Annotated in this window: 15 protein-coding genes and 1 rRNA gene; 15 read left to right on the plus strand and 1 reads right to left on the minus strand. The window is 64.2% G+C overall.

Going from position 1 to position 16,454, the window contains the following annotated elements:
• Window positions 1-20: 20 nt before the first annotated feature.
• Window positions 21-137 (plus strand): 5S ribosomal RNA (gene rrf / locus O3932_RS04500).
• Between the two features lie 161 nt (window positions 138-298).
• Here rrf and O3932_RS04505 read toward each other — a convergent pair.
• A complete protein-coding gene (locus O3932_RS04505; RefSeq protein ID WP_371536532.1) occupies window positions 299-784 on the minus strand; it encodes a hypothetical protein in 486 nt (161 codons plus the stop codon).
• Window positions 785-844: 60 nt separating this feature from the next.
• Between O3932_RS04505 and O3932_RS04510 the strand changes: the two genes are divergently transcribed.
• The 14 genes from O3932_RS04510 to O3932_RS04575 all read left to right on the plus strand — a co-directional run bounded on the left by O3932_RS04510 (window position 845) and on the right by O3932_RS04575 (window position 16,433).
• Window positions 845-2,872, plus strand: a complete 2,028-nt coding sequence (locus O3932_RS04510; RefSeq protein ID WP_371536535.1) for an HAD-IIA family hydrolase — start codon at window positions 845-847, stop codon at window positions 2,870-2,872.
• The gene (locus O3932_RS04515) at window positions 2,872-3,060 is read left to right on the plus strand and encodes a hypothetical protein (protein WP_009649049.1); all 189 of its coding nucleotides are present in this window, start codon (window positions 2,872-2,874) and stop codon (window positions 3,058-3,060) included. Before O3932_RS04510 ends, O3932_RS04515 begins: the two co-directional genes overlap by 1 nt.
• Entirely contained in the window at window positions 3,057-3,884 is an 828-nt protein-coding gene (locus O3932_RS04520; protein WP_371536538.1) for a TlyA family RNA methyltransferase, read from the plus strand. The genes O3932_RS04515 and O3932_RS04520 overlap by 4 nt, the downstream gene beginning before the upstream one ends.
• Window positions 3,881-4,711, plus strand: a complete 831-nt coding sequence (locus tag O3932_RS04525; protein WP_034505647.1) for an NAD(+)/NADH kinase — start codon at window positions 3,881-3,883, stop codon at window positions 4,709-4,711. The genes O3932_RS04520 and O3932_RS04525 overlap by 4 nt, the downstream gene beginning before the upstream one ends.
• Window positions 4,708-6,384 (plus strand): DNA repair protein RecN, encoded by a 1,677-nt coding sequence (recN, locus tag O3932_RS04530; protein WP_371536540.1) that lies wholly within the window; start codon window positions 4,708-4,710, stop codon window positions 6,382-6,384. The genes O3932_RS04525 and recN overlap by 4 nt, the downstream gene beginning before the upstream one ends.
• Entirely contained in the window at window positions 6,381-7,526 is a 1,146-nt protein-coding gene (gene steA / locus O3932_RS04535) for a putative cytokinetic ring protein SteA (protein WP_371536543.1), read from the plus strand. The genes recN and steA overlap by 4 nt, the downstream gene beginning before the upstream one ends.
• Window positions 7,523-8,404: a copper transporter gene (locus tag O3932_RS04540; RefSeq protein WP_299239383.1), complete on the plus strand. Its 882-nt coding sequence runs from the start codon at window positions 7,523-7,525 to the stop codon at window positions 8,402-8,404. The genes steA and O3932_RS04540 overlap by 4 nt, the downstream gene beginning before the upstream one ends.
• Window positions 8,405-8,540: 136 nt before the next feature.
• Complete coding sequence (locus O3932_RS04545; protein WP_371536546.1) at window positions 8,541-10,208, plus strand: CTP synthase; 1,668 nt, start codon at window positions 8,541-8,543, stop codon at window positions 10,206-10,208.
• An 8-nt stretch (window positions 10,209-10,216) separates the two neighbouring features.
• Window positions 10,217-10,861, plus strand: coding sequence for an NUDIX domain-containing protein (locus tag O3932_RS04550; protein WP_371536548.1), 645 nt, complete (start codon window positions 10,217-10,219; stop codon window positions 10,859-10,861).
• Between the two features lie 156 nt (window positions 10,862-11,017).
• The gene (locus O3932_RS04555) at window positions 11,018-11,713 is read left to right on the plus strand and encodes a metalloregulator ArsR/SmtB family transcription factor (protein WP_009649042.1); all 696 of its coding nucleotides are present in this window, start codon (window positions 11,018-11,020) and stop codon (window positions 11,711-11,713) included.
• 32 nt (window positions 11,714-11,745) lie between these two features.
• Entirely contained in the window at window positions 11,746-13,191 is a 1,446-nt protein-coding gene (gene sufB, locus O3932_RS04560) for a Fe-S cluster assembly protein SufB (RefSeq protein ID WP_371536549.1), read from the plus strand.
• Window positions 13,191-14,381 (plus strand): Fe-S cluster assembly protein SufD, encoded by a 1,191-nt coding sequence (sufD, locus tag O3932_RS04565; protein WP_371536552.1) that lies wholly within the window; start codon window positions 13,191-13,193, stop codon window positions 14,379-14,381. The genes sufB and sufD overlap by 1 nt, the downstream gene beginning before the upstream one ends.
• Before the next feature lie 16 nt (window positions 14,382-14,397).
• Window positions 14,398-15,150, plus strand: a complete 753-nt coding sequence (sufC, locus tag O3932_RS04570) for a Fe-S cluster assembly ATPase SufC (protein WP_009649021.1) — start codon at window positions 14,398-14,400, stop codon at window positions 15,148-15,150.
• Window positions 15,151-15,155: 5 nt separating this feature from the next.
• Window positions 15,156-16,433, plus strand: a complete 1,278-nt coding sequence (locus O3932_RS04575) for a SufS family cysteine desulfurase (protein ID WP_371536555.1) — start codon at window positions 15,156-15,158, stop codon at window positions 16,431-16,433.
• The last annotated feature ends 21 nt before the right edge of the window (window positions 16,434-16,454 follow it).

Genomic DNA, 16,454 nt, shown 5'->3' on the forward strand with positions numbered 1-16,454 from the left:
AGCGTGTTGAACACCAGTCTTGTGGTGGTCACAGCACCGGGGAAACGCCCAGCAACATTCCGAACCTGGAAGCTAAGCCCGGCAGCGCCGATGGTACTGCAACCGATAGGTTGTGGGAGAGTAGGACACCGCCACAACACACCAGATCAGAGAGGGATGACACCGCACCACGCGGTGTCATCCCTCTCCTTTTACACACCCACCCCCTCCAACAGACGTAACGTCGTCTAAACTTGGGTGGTTGAACGCGCCTGTAGCGCACCACAGACAAGAGCGCCGACGAGCGCAGGAATAGAGGTTAGGCACCATGGCAGAAGAGACTCAAGGACGCGGCGGATTCGGCCGTGGTGATTACTCGAAGCGTCAGCCCCAGTGGCGGGAACGCAACAATGATCGTGGCGGTTACCAGCGTCGTGATGGTGAGCGTCGTGATTTTGGTGGCCGTGATGATCGCCGGGGTGATCGTGGTGGCTATCAGCGTCGTGATGATCGTCGCGGTGGCTTTGAAGATCGTCGAGGCGGTTACCAGCGTCGTGACGATCGTGGTGGTTTCCGTCGTGATGATCGTCGTGATGGCGAGCGTGATTTCCAGCGCCGTGATTTTGGTGGCCGTGACGATCACCGTGATGACCGTCGAGGCGGTTACCAGCGTCGTGATGACCGTCGAGGCGGTTACCAGCGTCGTGACGATCGTGGCGGTTTCCGTCGTGATGATCGTCGTGATGATCGTCGTGATGGCGAGCGTGATTTCCAGCGCCGTGATTTTGGTGGCCGTGACGATCACCGTGATGACCGCCGGGGCGGCCGTGGTGGCTTCCAGCGTCGTGATGACCGTCGCGGAGGCATGCGCGGTGACCGTCGTGAGGGCGGCCGTTTTGAGCGCGACGGTCGCAGGCCTCGTCAGAATGATCGCCGCAAGGACGCCACCTACCAGAACTATTCGTCGACGGACGAGTACGTGTCTCCTAACGGCAATGAGCCGACGATTCCTGCTGGCGTGAGTTCCCAGGAGCTTGACCGTGATGCTATGCGCGCGCTGGCGACGCTGTCGGGTCCCAACCGTGACATTGTTGCGCGGCACCTGGTGATGGCCGGTCAGCTGATTGATCTCGATCCCGAGGCCGCCTACCAGCATGCCCAGGCTGCTGTGAGCCGTGCGGGTCGCGTCGATGTCGTTCGCGAGGCCGCTGCTCTGACCGCGTACGCCTCGGGTCGTTATGAGGAGGCGCTGCGCGAAGTGCGCGCCGTGCGACGCATGCGTGGGGATGACTCGCTGCGCGCTGTCGAAGCCGACGCGGAGCGCGGGCTTGGCCACCCCGAGAAGGCCGTTGAGATCATCGACGCAACCGACTCCACGACTCTGGATCTTGCGGAACAGGTCGAGCTGGTACTCGTCTCCTCCGGCGCACGTGCTGACCTCGGTCAGTCCGACGTCGGCCTCGTGATCGTCGACGATGCGCTTGCCGTGCTGCCGGAATCGGCCGACGATGAGCTCCGCCGTCGTCTCATGGAGGTTAAGGCTGAGCGCCTGACGGAACTGGGTCGCGTGGACGAAGCCGAGGCTGTCATTGCGGAGATGCCCGCCGAGGTTGAGGATACCGAGATCGTTGACGTTGCCCTGTTCCAGGACGCCGACGTTGATGATAAGCGTTCGCCGCTGCGCGGCTGCAAGAACGCACTGGCCGAGGAATATGACTGCGCGTTGCTTGACCTCGATGGTACGGCGTGGTCCGGTGACGAGCGGATCGAGCACGCTGCCTCGTCCGTTATCGAGGCGCGCACGATGGGCATGGCCTCCGCGTTCGTCACGAACAACGCGATGCGCACCCCGCAGCAGGTGGCCGACAAGCTCAACAGCATGGACTTCGAGGCGACCCCCGAGATGGTCATGACGTCGGCTATGGACATTGCCGCCATCATGGCGGAGGAACTCGACGAGGGTGCCAAGGTCTTCGTACTCGGCGGTCCCGGTTTGCGCCAGGCTCTCGAAGAGCAGGGCTTTGAGCTGGTGGACAGTGCCGACAACGAGCCTGCTGCCGTCGTGCAGGGCCTCGATAAGGAGGTTAACTGGACGCTCCTGTCCGAGGGAGCTTTCGCGATTGAACGCGGTGCTGCCTTCTATGCCTCGAACCTTGACGCGACCCTGCCCGTCGAGCGCGGTCAGGCGCTCGGCAATGGCTCGCTGGTGCGTGCGATTCAGCACGCGACCCGCAAGCGTCCCACCGCCGGTGGCAAGCCCGAGCCGGGTATCTACCGCCGCGCGAGCCAGCTCGTTGGTGCCACGAACCCGATGGCAGTGGGCGACCGCCTTGAGACCGACATTATGGGTGCCGTCGCAGCTGGCGTCCCCGCGATGCACGTGCTGACCGGTGTCCACCAGGCTCGCGCTGTTTTGCGTGCTCCTCGCGGCCAGCGTCCCACATACCTGGCACTTGATATGCGCGGCATGCTGGAGGCCCACCCGGCTCCCAAGCACCATCGCGACGGCACGTGGACCTGCGGCCTGTCGCAGGTTGCCAAGGTGACGCGCGGCGGTACGCTGACATTGGATGACATCGAACTGACCGACGCGGTGACGATTTCCATCGACTCCTACCGCGCGCTCGCCGCTGCTGCCTGGGAATGGTCGGACGGCTCCGGTAATCCGGTGACCTGCCCTGAGATTACTGTCGTCGACAACGACGATCCGGCAGGCATCGTGGCCGAACCTGAGGCCCTCGCCGTTGACACAGCTGCTGATGAGGACTTTGCGGTGGCCGAGGCTGCCGACGAACTTCCCGAACCCAGCGAGGAGACCCCCGCGTTCCTGCCCGGTGAGGAGGAACTGGAGGCCCTGCTGGAGGCGACGGCAGATATGGACGACGAGGCCTGATGGCCCTGAGTGAACAGACGGCTGCCCGTCTGGTCGGCTTCGATGAGCTTGGCGTGCAGATGCAAATCTCGACGCTTCAGGTCATTGAGGCCGACCTTCGGCGGGCGCTGTCGGCCGACGTGCCCGCGGAGATGCAAGGTTCCGCGGCGCGCGTCGGAGCACGTGAGCAGGGGAGGAACGACGCGTGAAGTTGCGACGGATCGATTCGGAGTTGGTGCGCCGAGGCCTGGCGAAGTCGCGCTCGGCAGCAGCGCAGATGATTGAGGATGGTCGGGTCAAGCTTGACGGCCAGGTTGTCCTGAAACCCGCCCGACAGATGGATCCGGCGCAGGCGATCATCGTCGAGGAGTCGGACGATCCCGAGTACGTGTCGCGTGGGGCGCACAAGCTCGCAGGTGCGCTGGACACGCTCGGTGAGAAGGCTCCTCTGATCGAGGGGCGGCGCGCGCTCGACGCTGGCGCATCGACGGGAGGTTTTACTGACGTTCTGCTGCGGCGCGGAGCTGCTTCGGTCGTTGCCGTTGACGTTGGCTACGGCCAGCTTGCGTGGAAGCTGCAGTCCGATCCTCGCGTTGAGGTCCACGACCGCACGAACGTACGCACGCTGAATCCCGCCTCGGTCGCTCCGGCACCGGACATCGTCGTGGGCGACATGTCCTTCATTTCGCTGACTCTCGTTCTACCTGCGCTGGTTGCGGCGGCGGCACCCGACGCTGACTTTTTGCTGATGGTCAAGCCCCAGTTCGAGATCGGCAAGGAGCGCCTGGGCCACGGGGGAGTGGTGCGCAACCCTGAACACCACGTCGAAACTGTTGAAAACGTGGCGCGCTGTGCCATCGGCCTGGGGCTGGACATCGCCGCCATCGCACCGTCCCCGTTGCCCGGCCCCTCCGGCAACGTCGAGTATTTCCTGTACATGCGCCGCGACTACCCGGAGCCGATCAACCCGCAAGAGCTGACGGACTACATCCGGGCGGCCGTCGCCGAGGGACCTGCAGGAGGAGCGTTGTGACTCGAGTACTGATGGTGCGTCATCGCAACCGTACGAATGCTGTGACCAGCGCAGTGACGCTCACGCATGCGCTGGCGGAGCGGGGGATTGAGGTCGTCGAGGATGCGTCCTCGGGTGGCATCGATTTGGTGCTGTCGATCGGTGGTGATGGCACGTTCCTCGTGGCCGCCTCGAGTGCACGCGCTCTGGGTGTGCCACTCCTCGGTGTCAATGCCGGGCACATGGGGTTCTTGACGGAGCTCGGTTCGACGGGCACGGGCGACCTCGCGCGCAAGATTGCCGAGGGGGACTTCACCGTCGAACGACGCATGACGTTGGACGTTACGATGGAGCGCTCGGACGGTTCGAGGGCCTCGGACTGGGCCCTCAACGAGGCTGTTATCATGCACACGGACGTCGCTCATCCGGTGCATTTTGCGCTGGTCGTCGATGGCCAGGAGGTGTCGACCTACGGTGCCGACGGCATGATCCTGTCAACTCCGACGGGTTCGACAGCTTATTCGTTTTCGGCGGGTGGCCCCGTCGTGTGGCCCGACACGGAGGCAATTGTCGTCGCCCCGCTGGCCGCGCATGGCCTGTTCACCCGCCCGCTCGTGGTGGGGCCCTCGGCCTGCGTGGAGATCGTTGTGCTCGATGACATGTGGACGGCTCCCGAAATGTGGTGCGATGGCTTGCGTCGGATGACTGTTCCGGCCGGGGCAGTGGTCCGCGCTCGCGTGGGTTCTTCGCCGGTGCAGCTGGTGCGTGTGGATGACACGCCCTTTTCGGCGCGCCTCGTGCGCAAGTTCAATCTTCCCGTGCGCGGGTGGAGGGATGGCCCGCGGTGATTGAGTCTCTCGATATCGCTAATCTCGGCGTGATCGCTTCTGCGCATGTCGAGATTGGAGGCGGTCTGGTCGTCGTGACGGGTGAGACGGGCGCGGGTAAGACGATGGTCTTGTCCTCCCTGCAGCTTCTGCTGGGGGCTCGCGCGGACGCGGCGCTCGTGCGCTCGGGTGCGGATCGTCTCTCAGTCGACGGTATTTTTTCGGTGACTGAGGAGGTGGCTGCCCGCGTCGAGGAAGCCGGTGGCGTCGTCGAGGGAGGCGAGCTGATCGTTGGACGCTCCGTGAGGGCGGCCGGCAGGTCGCGCGCGCACCTGGGTTCGCGGCCCGTTCCTGCCTCCGCGCTCTCTGAGATCGTCGGTTCGATGGTGACGATTCACGGTCAGGCCGATCAGGTTCGCCTGACGGGGGAAGCCGCCCAGCGCCGTGCTCTCGACCAGTTTGGTGGTACTGCGCACGCCGTCCTGGTGAAGGAATACCGCGAGGCTTTCCGCGCTGCTGTGGACGCGAAGCACCGCCTCGATGCGCTGCTTGGGGACGCGAGCGAACGCGAGGAGGAACTGGAGGATCTGCGCGCGGCCCTGGCTCAGATCGAGGCCTTGGATCCCCAGGTAGGTGAGGAGGAAGAGCTGGTTCGCGAGGCCTCACGCCTGACCAACGTCGAGGATCTGCGCGCGCTCATGGGCGTTGCACAGGGGTTCCTGAAGGGCGATGATCGCGGCGACTTTTCGGGGGCGGTCGAGTCCGCGCGCAGTGCCTACGCTCAGCTGGATGACGCCTCTCGCTTCGACGAGGCCGTGGCAGAGCTCGCTGGGCGGGCGCGCAGTCAGGCACTCGAATTGGATGCACTGGCAGACGACATCGCGGTCTACCTGTCCCGCTTGGACGCGGATCCGGAGCGCCTCGCGCAGATTCATGCGCGACGCGCAGCCATCAAGGATGTCCTGCGCGGGCGTGCGGCCGACGTTGAGTCTTTGCTGACCTGGGCGGATGACGCTCGAGCGCGCGTGGATGAGCTGTCTGCCCCGGCCTCGGACCCCGAGGTCGTTGAGCGCGAGCTGGCCGCGGCTCAGAGTCTCGTCCTCGATGTCGGTGCGCGCCTGACGAAGGCACGTACGCGCCTGGCCCGCGAGTTGGCTGCAGGCGTCAACGAGGAGCTCCACGCCCTCGCGATGCCCGACGCGACCCTTGACATCGACCTGGAGGCCACCAAGCCGACCTCGCACGGCTGCGAGACGGTTGTCTTCCGCCTCCAGCCGCACCCGCACGCGCCCGCGCGCCCGCTCGGCCAGGGTGCATCCGGCGGTGAACTCTCGCGCGTCATGCTTGCCCTGGAGCTGATGCTGGGGCGCACTGAGGCCTCGTCGACGTTTATCTTCGACGAGATCGACGCTGGTATCGGCGGGCAGACCGCAACGGAGGTTGGTGCGCGTCTGAAGCGTCTTGCCGCATCGCGCCAGGTCATCGTCGTCACCCACCTGGCTCAGGTCGCAGCCTTCGGCAACCAACACCTGGTCATCGAAAAGACTGATGGCACGACCAGCGTCCGCGAGGTGATAGGCGCGGAGCGCGAGGCCGAGCTGACCCGCATGATGGGTGGGGATCCGCACTCGCAGGCGGCGCGCCGCCACGCATCGCGCGTCCTGGCTTCCGCCGTGTCACAATCGCAGGGATGAGTGACACACGTTCAACAACAGCAAGTGCCCGGAGCGGGCGGGTTCGCATTGACGACCGGCCCAAGCACCTGGCGACGCGCCTTGAGACGGGCGACATCGCCGTCATCAACGTTGCCGACCTCGACAAGGATAGTGCCGCTGCGCTCGTGGCTGCTGGCCCCGTTGCAGTCCTCAACGCGCAGCCCTCGCTGACGGGGCGCACGGCCGCGTTGGGTCCACGGCTCATTCTTGATGCCGGTATCCTCCTCGTGGATGACCTGGGACAGGACATTATGTCCTTGCGCGAAGGACAGGAAGTGACGGTTACGGGCGGCAAAGTGCTGCTCGAAAGCACCGTTATCGCCACTGGTAAGCGGGTCGAGGACGAGGACCTCGAGATCGAGGTCGCTGACTCCGCAGCCCTCTTCGCAGGTTTTGAGGGCGCGATCGAGGACTATCTGGCGAAGGATGGAGCAACTGTCCTACGTGGTGAGGGTGTTCCTCAGCTGCACGAGCTCGGCAACCGTCCCATCCTGCTGGTGACTGATGCATCCGACGCTGCTGGTGAGCTGCGCGCGCTCGCGCGGTGGCGCGCCGAAGCGGCACCCTACGTCGTGGCGGTGGACGGGGGAGCGGACGTCGCCCTCAAAGCGCACCTGACGCTCGATGCTGTGATCGGGGACGCCGAACTCATGAGCGAGAAAGCGATCCGCAAGGCCAGCTCCTTCATCGTGCGCGTCGGCGGTGACGGCCTGGCTCCCGGCTCCGAGCGCCTAGATCGTATGGGCATCGTCTACGACTCTGTCGCGATGTCCGGAACGTCACTTGATGCCGCAATGGTCGTCGCAGCCCATTCGGATGCCAGTGCTGTCGTGACTGCCGGCGTCTCCTACGGAGAGGCCGAGCTGGTCGACGCAGGGCGTTCCCTCGTCGCCCCGGCCTTCTTCTCGCGCCTTGCGTGCGGCTCGCGCCTGATCGGAGCCCACGCCGTCGCTGCCACATTCCGTCCCCGCCCGCGCGGATGGACGCTCGTGATGCTTGCGGTCGTCGCAGTCATTCTCATGGGCGTCGCCCTGTGGTCCACCCCGTGGGGTAACGATCTGCTGTACCCGATCACGTCGCTCTTTACGTCGCTGCCGCATCTTGCTGGAGGAACCCAATGATTAACTTCCGTTACCACGTTGTCTCGATCATCGGGATCTTCATGGCGCTGGCCGTTGGCGTCGTCCTGGGGGCCGGGCCCCTGCAGCGCACGATCAATACGGGCATGAACCGCTCGTCGTCTGCGGCCGCCTCCGACCCGCAGCTAAGCGCACAGGCCGAAGCTGAAGCCGCGGGCCTCAAGGCCCTCGCGTCCTCGTCCCTGACCGGCTCACTGACCGGCACCCAGGTCGCGCTCGTTGTGCTACCCGGTGCCTCCGACGATGACGTGGCCGCTGTACGCTCCACGTTGACCGACGCGGGTGCGTCCGTCGTCGGCCGCGTGACGCTGACCGACAACTGGCAGTCCACCTCCATGAGCCAGTACCGTGCCACGCTGTCGACGTCGCTGGCCTCTCACCTTGAATCTGCCGCCGCTAAGACCGCCAGCGCCGATGGCGTCGTGGGCTACTCCATCGTCCAGGTCCTGACCTCGAGCGGCTCCGAGACCGACCTGCTGCGCCAGATCCTCACCGACAAGTCGACCCCGCTCATGATGATCGACGAGGATCCCGCCGGCAAGGCCACGACTCTCGTTGCTATCGGTGCGCGTGCACAGAGTGCGGCCACGGCCTCGTCCGCTCCTACGAGTCCTGACGCCTGGGTGGGCATGGCGCAGGCCGTCGGCTCCACCTCCGGTGTGGTCGTGGGTGATGCTTCCTCGCGCGACGCGATGATCTCCCGCATCCGCAGCGCCGGCACCGCCGTGACGACCGTCGATTCGGTGGGTACCACCCTCGCGACGGTCGATACCGCGCTCGCCCTGTCGACCAAGGCGACTGGAGCGCGCGCCTACGGCGTGGGTTCCGGCGCACAGTCTGTCATCCCGAGCAACAAGTAAAGCGCGTCACGACGCGATTTACTTCGTCGTCCCCCGCTGATCTGCCCAGGTCAGCGGGGGACGAGTCGTTCGTGCAGTGTTAAGCTGAAGTTCCATGGTGAGTACTTCAATGCGCACAGTGCGTGCGGAAAATTCCATGACCAAGCATATTTTCGTGACGGGTGGCGTCGTCTCTTCATTGGGCAAGGGCCTGACCGCCTCCAGCTTGGGGAGGCTCCTTCGTTCGCGGGGCCTGCACGTGGTCATGCAGAAGCTCGATCCCTACATCAACGTCGACCCCGGCACAATGAACCCCTTCCAGCACGGCGAGGTTTTTGTCACTGAGGATGGTGCGGAGACCGATCTGGATATTGGCCACTACGAGCGCTTCCTCGATGTGAACCTGTCGGGTGCCGCTAATGCGACCACCGGCCAGGTGTATTCCACGGTCATTGCCAAGGAGCGTCGCGGCGAATACCTGGGTGACACGGTTCAGGTTATTCCTCATATCACCGACGAAATCAAGAACGTCATGCGTCGTCAGGCTCAGCCCGATGAGAACGGTGAGCGTCCTGACGTCATCATCACGGAAATTGGTGGAACAGTTGGCGATATCGAATCGCAGCCGTTCCTCGAAGCAGCCCGTCAGGTGCGCCACGACCTCGGCCGCTCGAACGTTGCTTTCGTGCACGTGTCGCTGATTCCTTTCCTGCCCGCAGCCGGCGAACTGAAGACGAAGCCGACGCAGCATTCCGTCAGCGCACTGCGATCAATTGGCATCGCGCCGGACGCGCTCGTGCTGCGCACTGATCGTGCGCTACCCGAGGGAGTCAAGTCGAAGGTCGCTCTCATGTGCGATGTTGACCGCGAAGCGGTCATCGAATGCGCCGACGTTCCTTCCATCTACAACGTGCCGCTGACGCTGCATCGAGAGGGCCTCGACGCCTACCTCGTCCAGCGCCTCGGATTGTCCTTCCGCGATGTCGATTGGAAGGAATGGAAGGAACTTCTGGAGCGCGTGCATTCTCCTAAGCACCGCCTTGAGGTTGCCCTCGTCGGCAAGTACATCGACCTGCATGACGCGTATCTATCGGTGTCTGAGGCAATCAAGCACGGCGGTTTCGCGAACAACGCCCGAGTTGATATTCGCTGGGTTGCGTCGGATACGTGCGAGACGCCCGAAGGGGCTGCCCGCGAGCTCGCTGGCGTCGACGCGATTGTCGTCCCTGGAGGCTTCGGCATTCGTGGTATTGAAGGCAAGCTTGGCGCGTTGCGCTGGGCACGCGAGCATCGTGTTCCGACGCTGGGCCTGTGCCTGGGACTGCAGTGCATGGTCATTGAGGCTGCCCGACATCTCGCTGGCATCCCCGGTGCTTCGTCGACCGAAATGGATCCCGACACGACCGAGCCCGTCATTCATACGATGGCCGACCAGCATGAATTCGTTGATGGAGACGGTGATATGGGCGGAACAATGCGACTCGGTGCATACCCCGCACGGCTCGTTCCGAATTCGATTGTTGCCGCAGCCTATGGCACGACCGATGTGAGTGAGCGGCATCGTCACCGTTACGAGGTCAACAATGCCTACCGCGACCGCCTCGAACAGGCAGGCTTGAAGGTTTGCGGAACCTCTCCGGATGGCTCACTTGTTGAGTTCGTCGAGCTTGATTCGGCTCTGCACCCCTACTATGTTGCAACGCAGGCGCATCCGGAGTTTAAGAGTCGTCCGACGCGCCCGCATCCGCTGTTCGCGGGGCTGATTGAAGCTGCGTTGAAGCGTCACGTGGGACGTTACTCATCGCGCTCGGACGAGAAGGAATGAGAGACGACATGCATTTTTTGTCGAGCGAGCAGGTCCGCGCGATCGCTGACCAGCCGACCCCACACAAGGTCGCAGCGAGCGAGGTCGTGTGGAGCGGCCGTATCGTGGACATGGTGGAGGACCGTGTCGTGGTCGTGGAGGGTGAGGAACCCGTTGTCCGCCAGTACACCCGCCACCCCGGTGCCGTCGCTGTCGTCGTGATACGCGGCGAGGCCGGTGCCGAGGAAATTCTCCTCGAGCGCCAGTACCGACACCCGGTGCGCGCGTCGCTGTGGGAGATTCCCGCTGGACTGCTTGATATCCCCGGTGAGGATCCTCTGGTTGCAGCCGAGCGTGAACTTGCGGAAGAGGCGGACCTGAGCGCCGGGCGTTGGGACACGCTCGTTGACTTTTACACCTCGCCCGGCGGATCGACGGAGCCTATTCGCGTCTTCTTGGCACGAGACCTCGCACCCACGGGCACGACCTTTGAGCGCGAGGATGAGGAAGCAACCATGGAGTACGCGTGGGTCTCACTGACCGACGCCATGGAATGGGTGTTTGCCGGTCGCCTGCACAATCCTTCGACCGTCATCGGCATCATGGCTGCGCACGCCGCACGAGGCCGTGGCTGGCAAGGCCTGCGAGAGCCGGGGGCGCCCTGGCTTCGCTGATTGTCAGGTAATAGGCCATAAGTCCCTCGACATGTGGGTCGTGTAACACTCTGACATGCTTTTCGCAACGCCTCTTTATCCAAATTAGCGTAGACTTCTTCCCAGAGAAAAGCACGGATTGGGGGCGCGCGACTTGCGTGTCGGAGCGGAGGACAGGTGGCCGAAGAAGTAGACGCCACAACTCGTCAGCAGGTGCTCGATCTCATCGTCGAAAAGGGGCCGGTGACGGCCTCGGCGATCGCCAAGGTCCTCGGCCTGACGACGGCGGCCGTGCGCCGCCACATCACGCTGCTGCTGGAGTCCAAGGAGATCGCTGAGCACGAACCCGGTGCGCCTTCCAAGCGGGGGCGCGGGCGCCCCGCGCGTCACTACGTCGCCACCGAGCGGGCACACATCCACCTCGCCGACGGATACTCCGACTTGGCTTCCAAGGCACTGGGATACCTGGGGCAAGTCGGGGGTGAGGAGGCCGTCGAGTCTTTCGCAGCTGCGCGCTCGCGCGAGATCGAGCGCCGTTACGCGCCCATCGTGCGCGACGCGGGATCGGACCCTCGAGTCCGTGCTCAGGCGCTTGCCGACGCGCTTACGCAGGACGGGTACGCCGCGACAGTCCGAGACATTGGAGGTGGCACGCTGGCCGTTCAACTGTGCCAGGGTCACTGCCCAATCCAGAACGTAGCGGGGGACTTCCCTCAGCTGTGCGACGCCGAGACGATTGCCTTTGGCAAGCTGCTCGACGTGCACGTCCAGAGACTTTCCACGCTTGCGGGCGGGGGACACGTGTGCACCACCCACATCCCGGTGGGCATGCCCATCATCCGCCCGGGTGCGAGGAATGTGCGACGCAAGTAGCACACAGGTAAGAACGAGAGGTTGACACAACTATGACGCAGGCACCCGCCGTGGGCGCTGAAGACCGTCGTATGACCGATGACGAGATCATCGAGTCGATTGGCGGTTACGAATACGGTTGGCATGATTCCGACGACTACTCGAAGGATGTCCCTACCGGCATTAATGAAGAAATTGTCCGTTTTATTTCGGATGTCAAGGGCGAGCCGCAGTGGATGCGGGAGCGTCGCCTGAAGGCGCTGGATCTGTTCGAGCGCAAGCCGATGCCAGCGTGGGGTCCGGACCTCTCCCACGTTGACTTCGACGCTTTCAAGTACTACGTGCGTCCCACGGATCGACAGGTCAACGACTGGGAGGACCTGCCCGATGAAATCCGTGACACCTACGACCGCCTGGGTATCCCCGAAGCCGAGAAGGCCCGCCTGGTCTCCGGCGTCGCTGCCCAGTACGAGTCCGAGGTCGTCTACCAGCAGATCCAGGAAGACCTCGAGCGCCAGGGCGTCATTTTCACGGATACCGACACCGGTCTGCGTGAGTATCCCGAGATCTTCGAGGAATACTTCGGCAAGTGCGTGCCCGCGGGCGACAACAAGTTCTCCGCGCTGAACACGGCTGCATGGTCGGGTGGTTCCTTCGTGTACGTCCCCAAGGGAGTGCACGTGACCATCCCGCTTCAGGCCTACTTCCGTATCAACACGTCTGCGATGGGCCAGTTCGAGCGCACGCTCATCATTGCCGACGAGGGATCCTACGTCCACTACGTCGAAGGCTGCACCGCCCCGATTTACGACGAGAACTCTCTGCACTCCGGCGTCATTGAAATCTTCGTGAAGAAGGACGCACGCGTTCGCTACACGACAATCCAGAACTGGTCGACGAACGTCCTCAACCTGGTCACCCAGCGCGCTATCGTCGAAGAAGGCGGCACCATGGAATGGGTCGACGGCAACATGGGGGCCGCGATCACCATGAAGTACCCCGCCTGCTTCCTCATGGGCGAGCACGCCCGCGGCGAGACCCTGTCCATCGGCTTCGCTGGCCCCGGCCAGCAGCAGGACACCGGAGCCAAGATGGTGCACATGGCACCCCATACCTCGTCCTCCATCGTGTCGAAGTCCGTCTCGCGCGGCGGTGGCCGCACGTCCTACCGTGGCCTCGTCCAGGTCAATGCGCGTGCCCGTCACTCTAAGTCGAACGTGCTGTGCGATGCCCTGCTGGTGGACAAGATTTCGCGTACCGACACATACCCCTACGTGGATGTGCGCACCGATGACGTTGAGATGGGGCACGAAGCCACCGTCACCAAGGTGAGCGCCGATCAGCTCTTCTACCTCATGAGCCGAGGCCTCGACGAGAACGAGGCCATGGCGACGATCGTGCGTGGCTTCGTTGAGCCGATCGCCAAGGAGCTGCCCATGGAGTACGCCCTCGAGCTCAACCGCCTCATTGAACTGCAGATGGAAGGATCCGTCGGCTGATGACGACCCCCAACACTATTGCCGAGACCATGAACAAGGCCCACTCGCACGGGGGCGGCTCCGAGAAGGCGCACCCCTCGCGCGCCGACCGCCCGACCTCCTTCGAGCTGGACGACATTGCCGTGCCGCACGGCCGCGAAGAGGACTGGCGCTTCACCCCGATGCGTCGCATCGAGCGCCTGTTTGAACCCGCCAACTACGACGTGGGCGATGCCCCCGTCACGGTGGACGCTCCCACGCCGGTTACCGTCGAGACCGTCGCGCGTGATGACAAGCGCCTGGGCACCGTCCTGGCTCCCGGCGACCGCACCGCCGTCGTCGCCTGGAACGGCTTCGAGCAGGCGACAGTCGTTGAGATCCCGGCCGAAGCCGAGCTGGACGCTCCGGTGCGCATCAACGTTGCTAACGTCGAGGGCACCCGTGCGCAGCACCTCATGATTCGCGCAGGTGCTTTCTCCAAGGCCACCGTCATCCTCTCGCACGCCGACTCCGCGCAGGCCGCTCTGAACCAAACCGTCGAGGTCGAGACCGGTGATAGCGCGAACCTGACCGTCGTGTCGCTGCAGGAATGGGACGACACTGTCCTGCACGCCTCGAACCAGCGCCTGGCCCTGGGCCGCGACTCTAAACTCACCCACATCGTCGTCACCTTCGGCGGCGACCTTGTGCGTCTGTGCGCGGATACTGATTTCCGCGGTCCTGGCGCTGAGCTGACCATGCTCGGCATTTACTTCGTGGACGGCGGCCAGCACCTCGAGCACCGAGTGTTCGTTGACCACTCCCAGCCCAAGTGCTTCTCGCGCGTCACCTACAAGGGAGCCCTGCAGGGCAAGGACGCACACTCGGTGTGGATCGGCGACTGCCTGATCCGCGAGGCCGCCGACGGCACGGACACCTACGAGCTGAACCGTAACCTCGTGCTCACCGAAGGTGCCAAGGCCGACTCCGTGCCCAACCTCGAGATCGAGAACGGCGAAATTGAAGGTGCGGGCCACGCGTCCGCGACCGGTCGCTTCGACGACGAGCAGCTCTTCTACCTGATGAGCCGTGGTGTTCCTGAGCACGAGGCACGCCGCCTGGTCGTGCGCGGCTTCTTCGCCGAACTGATCAACCAGATCGGCGTCCCCGAGGTGGTCGACCACCTCATGGCAACCGTCGAGGCCGAGCTGGCCAAGTCCCGTAACAACTGAGCTGTAAGGAATACACATGTCGACTCTGCGTATTAAGGATCTGCACGTCTCCGTCGAGACCGCCGAGGGTCCCAAGGAAATCCTCAAGGGCGTCAACCTCACCATCAACTCCGGCGAAATCCACGCCATCATGGGTCCCAACGGCTCCGGTAAGTCCACCATGGCCTACGCCCTCGCCGGGCACCCCGACTACGAGATCACCTCCGGTGAAGCCTGGCTCGACGATCAGCTCATCACCGACATGAGCGTCGACGAGCGCGCCAAGGCTGGCCTGTTCCTGGCCATGCAGTACCCCGTCGAGGTTGCGGGCGTGTCCGTCTCCAACTTCCTGCGCACCGCCAAGACCGCTATCGATGGCAAGGCTCCCGCCCTGCGTACGTGGGTCAAGGAGATGAAGACCTCCATGGAAAACCTGCGCATGGACCCCGACTTCGCCGAGCGTGACGTCAACGTCGGCTTCTCCGGTGGCGAGAAGAAGCGCCTGGAGATCCTTCAGATGGAGCTGCTCAAGCCCTCCTTCGCCGTCCTCGACGAGACTGACTCCGGCCTTGACGTCGACGCACTGCGCATCGTCTCCGAGGGCGTCAACCGCGTCCACGGCGAGACCGGCTGCGGCGTCATGCTGATCACGCACTACACCCGCATCCTGCGCTACATCAAGCCCAGCCACGTTCACGTGTTCGTCGACGGCCACGTCGCCGCCCAGGGTGGCCCCGAGCTGGCCGACGAACTCGAAGAGAACGGCTACGACAAGTACCTGGGTCTCTGATACCCGTGTCCAAGGACTTCACCGCCGCCGAGCTCGACGCGATCCGATCAGACTTCCCGATCCTGAGTCGCGTCGGGCGCGGCAGGGCACCCATTGCGTACCTCGATGCGTCGGCGACCTCGCAAAAGCCTGAGGCCGTTATCAACGCCGAGGCTGACTTCTACCGACGCTCCAACGGTGCCGTCCACAGGGGCACGCACCTGCTGGGTGACGAAGCGACCGACGCCTTCGAGAGCGCGAGGGGCACCCTGGCCTCGTTCGTGGGTGCAAACCCGGACGAGATCGTGTGGACGAAGAACGCCACCGAGGCCATCAACCTGGTCGCCCTATCGATGGGCAACGCGTCCTGCGGCCTGGGCGGGGACGAGGCCGCGCCTATGCGCGTGGGACCCGGCGACCGCATCGTGTGTTCGCGCGCCGAGCACCACGCGAACATCGTTCCCTGGCAGCAACTGTGTGCGCGCACGGGCGCTGAACTGGCATGGCTCGACCTGACCCCGGACGGCCGCATCGACCTCGACACCCTGTCGGTCATCACGCCAAATACGCGCCTTGTGGCCTTCACACACGTCTCCAATGTGACGGGTGCCGTCTCCCCGGTCACCGCCATCACGGCTGCTGCGCGCGCGGTTGGCGCGCTCATCCTGCTGGACACCTGCCAGTCGAGCGCCCACATGGCTCTCGACCTGTCCACGCTGGATGTAGACTTCGCGGTCTTCTCTTCGCACAAGATGCTCGGACCCACGGGCGCGGGTGCGCTGTGGGGGCGGCGAACGCTGCTGGCTGCGATGCCTCCCGTCCTCACGGGCGGCTCCATGATCGAGTGGGTCACCATGGAGGAGTCCACCTTCATGGCACCGCCCGAGCGCTTCGAAGCGGGTTCCCAGCCCGTCGCACAGATCGCAGCCTGGGCTGAGGCGCTGCGCTACCTGGCTGGCCTCGACATGACCCGCGTCGAAGCCCACGAGCATGCGCTCACCCGCATGATGCTCGATGGCCTCTCCTCAATTGACGGCATCACCGTGCTGGGTCCCGCCTCGGACGTGGACCGCATCGGTGTCGTGGCCTTCGCCGTGGACGGCGTACACCCCCACGACGTCGGCCAGTTCATGGACTCGGTGGATGTCGCTGTTCGCGTCGGGCACCACTGCGCGATTCCGCTGCACACCTTCTTCCAGGTGCGCTCCTCGGCGCGCGCATCGGTGGCACCGACGACGACGCCCGAGGAAATTGAGCGTCTGGTGGATGGCTTGTCGAAGGTACGAGCCTTCTTCGGTCGGTAGAATCAGTGCGAGTCGTCGGAT

It is taken from the genome of Pauljensenia sp. 20925_1_25 (genome assembly GCF_041433955.1).
In the GTDB taxonomy this organism is placed as follows: Bacteria; Actinomycetota; Actinomycetes; order Actinomycetales; family Actinomycetaceae; genus Pauljensenia.

Excerpts from the sequence above, each read along its gene's own strand:
- O3932_RS04510 (WP_371536535.1), top strand. The coding sequence starts at position 845 with ATGCGCGGTGACCGTCGTGAGGGCGGCCGTTTTGAGCGCGACGGTCGC.
- O3932_RS04550 (WP_371536548.1), top strand. The coding sequence starts at position 10,217 with ATGCATTTTTTGTCGAGCGAGCAGGTCCGCGCGATCGCTGACCAGCCG.
- O3932_RS04515 (WP_009649049.1), top strand. The coding sequence starts at position 2,872 with ATGGCCCTGAGTGAACAGACGGCTGCCCGTCTGGTCGGCTTCGATGAG.
- sufC (WP_009649021.1), top strand. The coding sequence starts at position 14,398 with ATGTCGACTCTGCGTATTAAGGATCTGCACGTCTCCGTCGAGACCGCC.
- steA (WP_371536543.1), top strand. The coding sequence starts at position 6,381 with ATGAGTGACACACGTTCAACAACAGCAAGTGCCCGGAGCGGGCGGGTT.
- O3932_RS04540 (WP_299239383.1), top strand. The coding sequence starts at position 7,523 with ATGATTAACTTCCGTTACCACGTTGTCTCGATCATCGGGATCTTCATG.
- sufD (WP_371536552.1), top strand. The coding sequence starts at position 13,191 with ATGACGACCCCCAACACTATTGCCGAGACCATGAACAAGGCCCACTCG.
- sufB (WP_371536549.1), top strand. The coding sequence starts at position 11,746 with ATGACGCAGGCACCCGCCGTGGGCGCTGAAGACCGTCGTATGACCGAT.
- O3932_RS04545 (WP_371536546.1), top strand. The coding sequence starts at position 8,541 with ATGACCAAGCATATTTTCGTGACGGGTGGCGTCGTCTCTTCATTGGGC.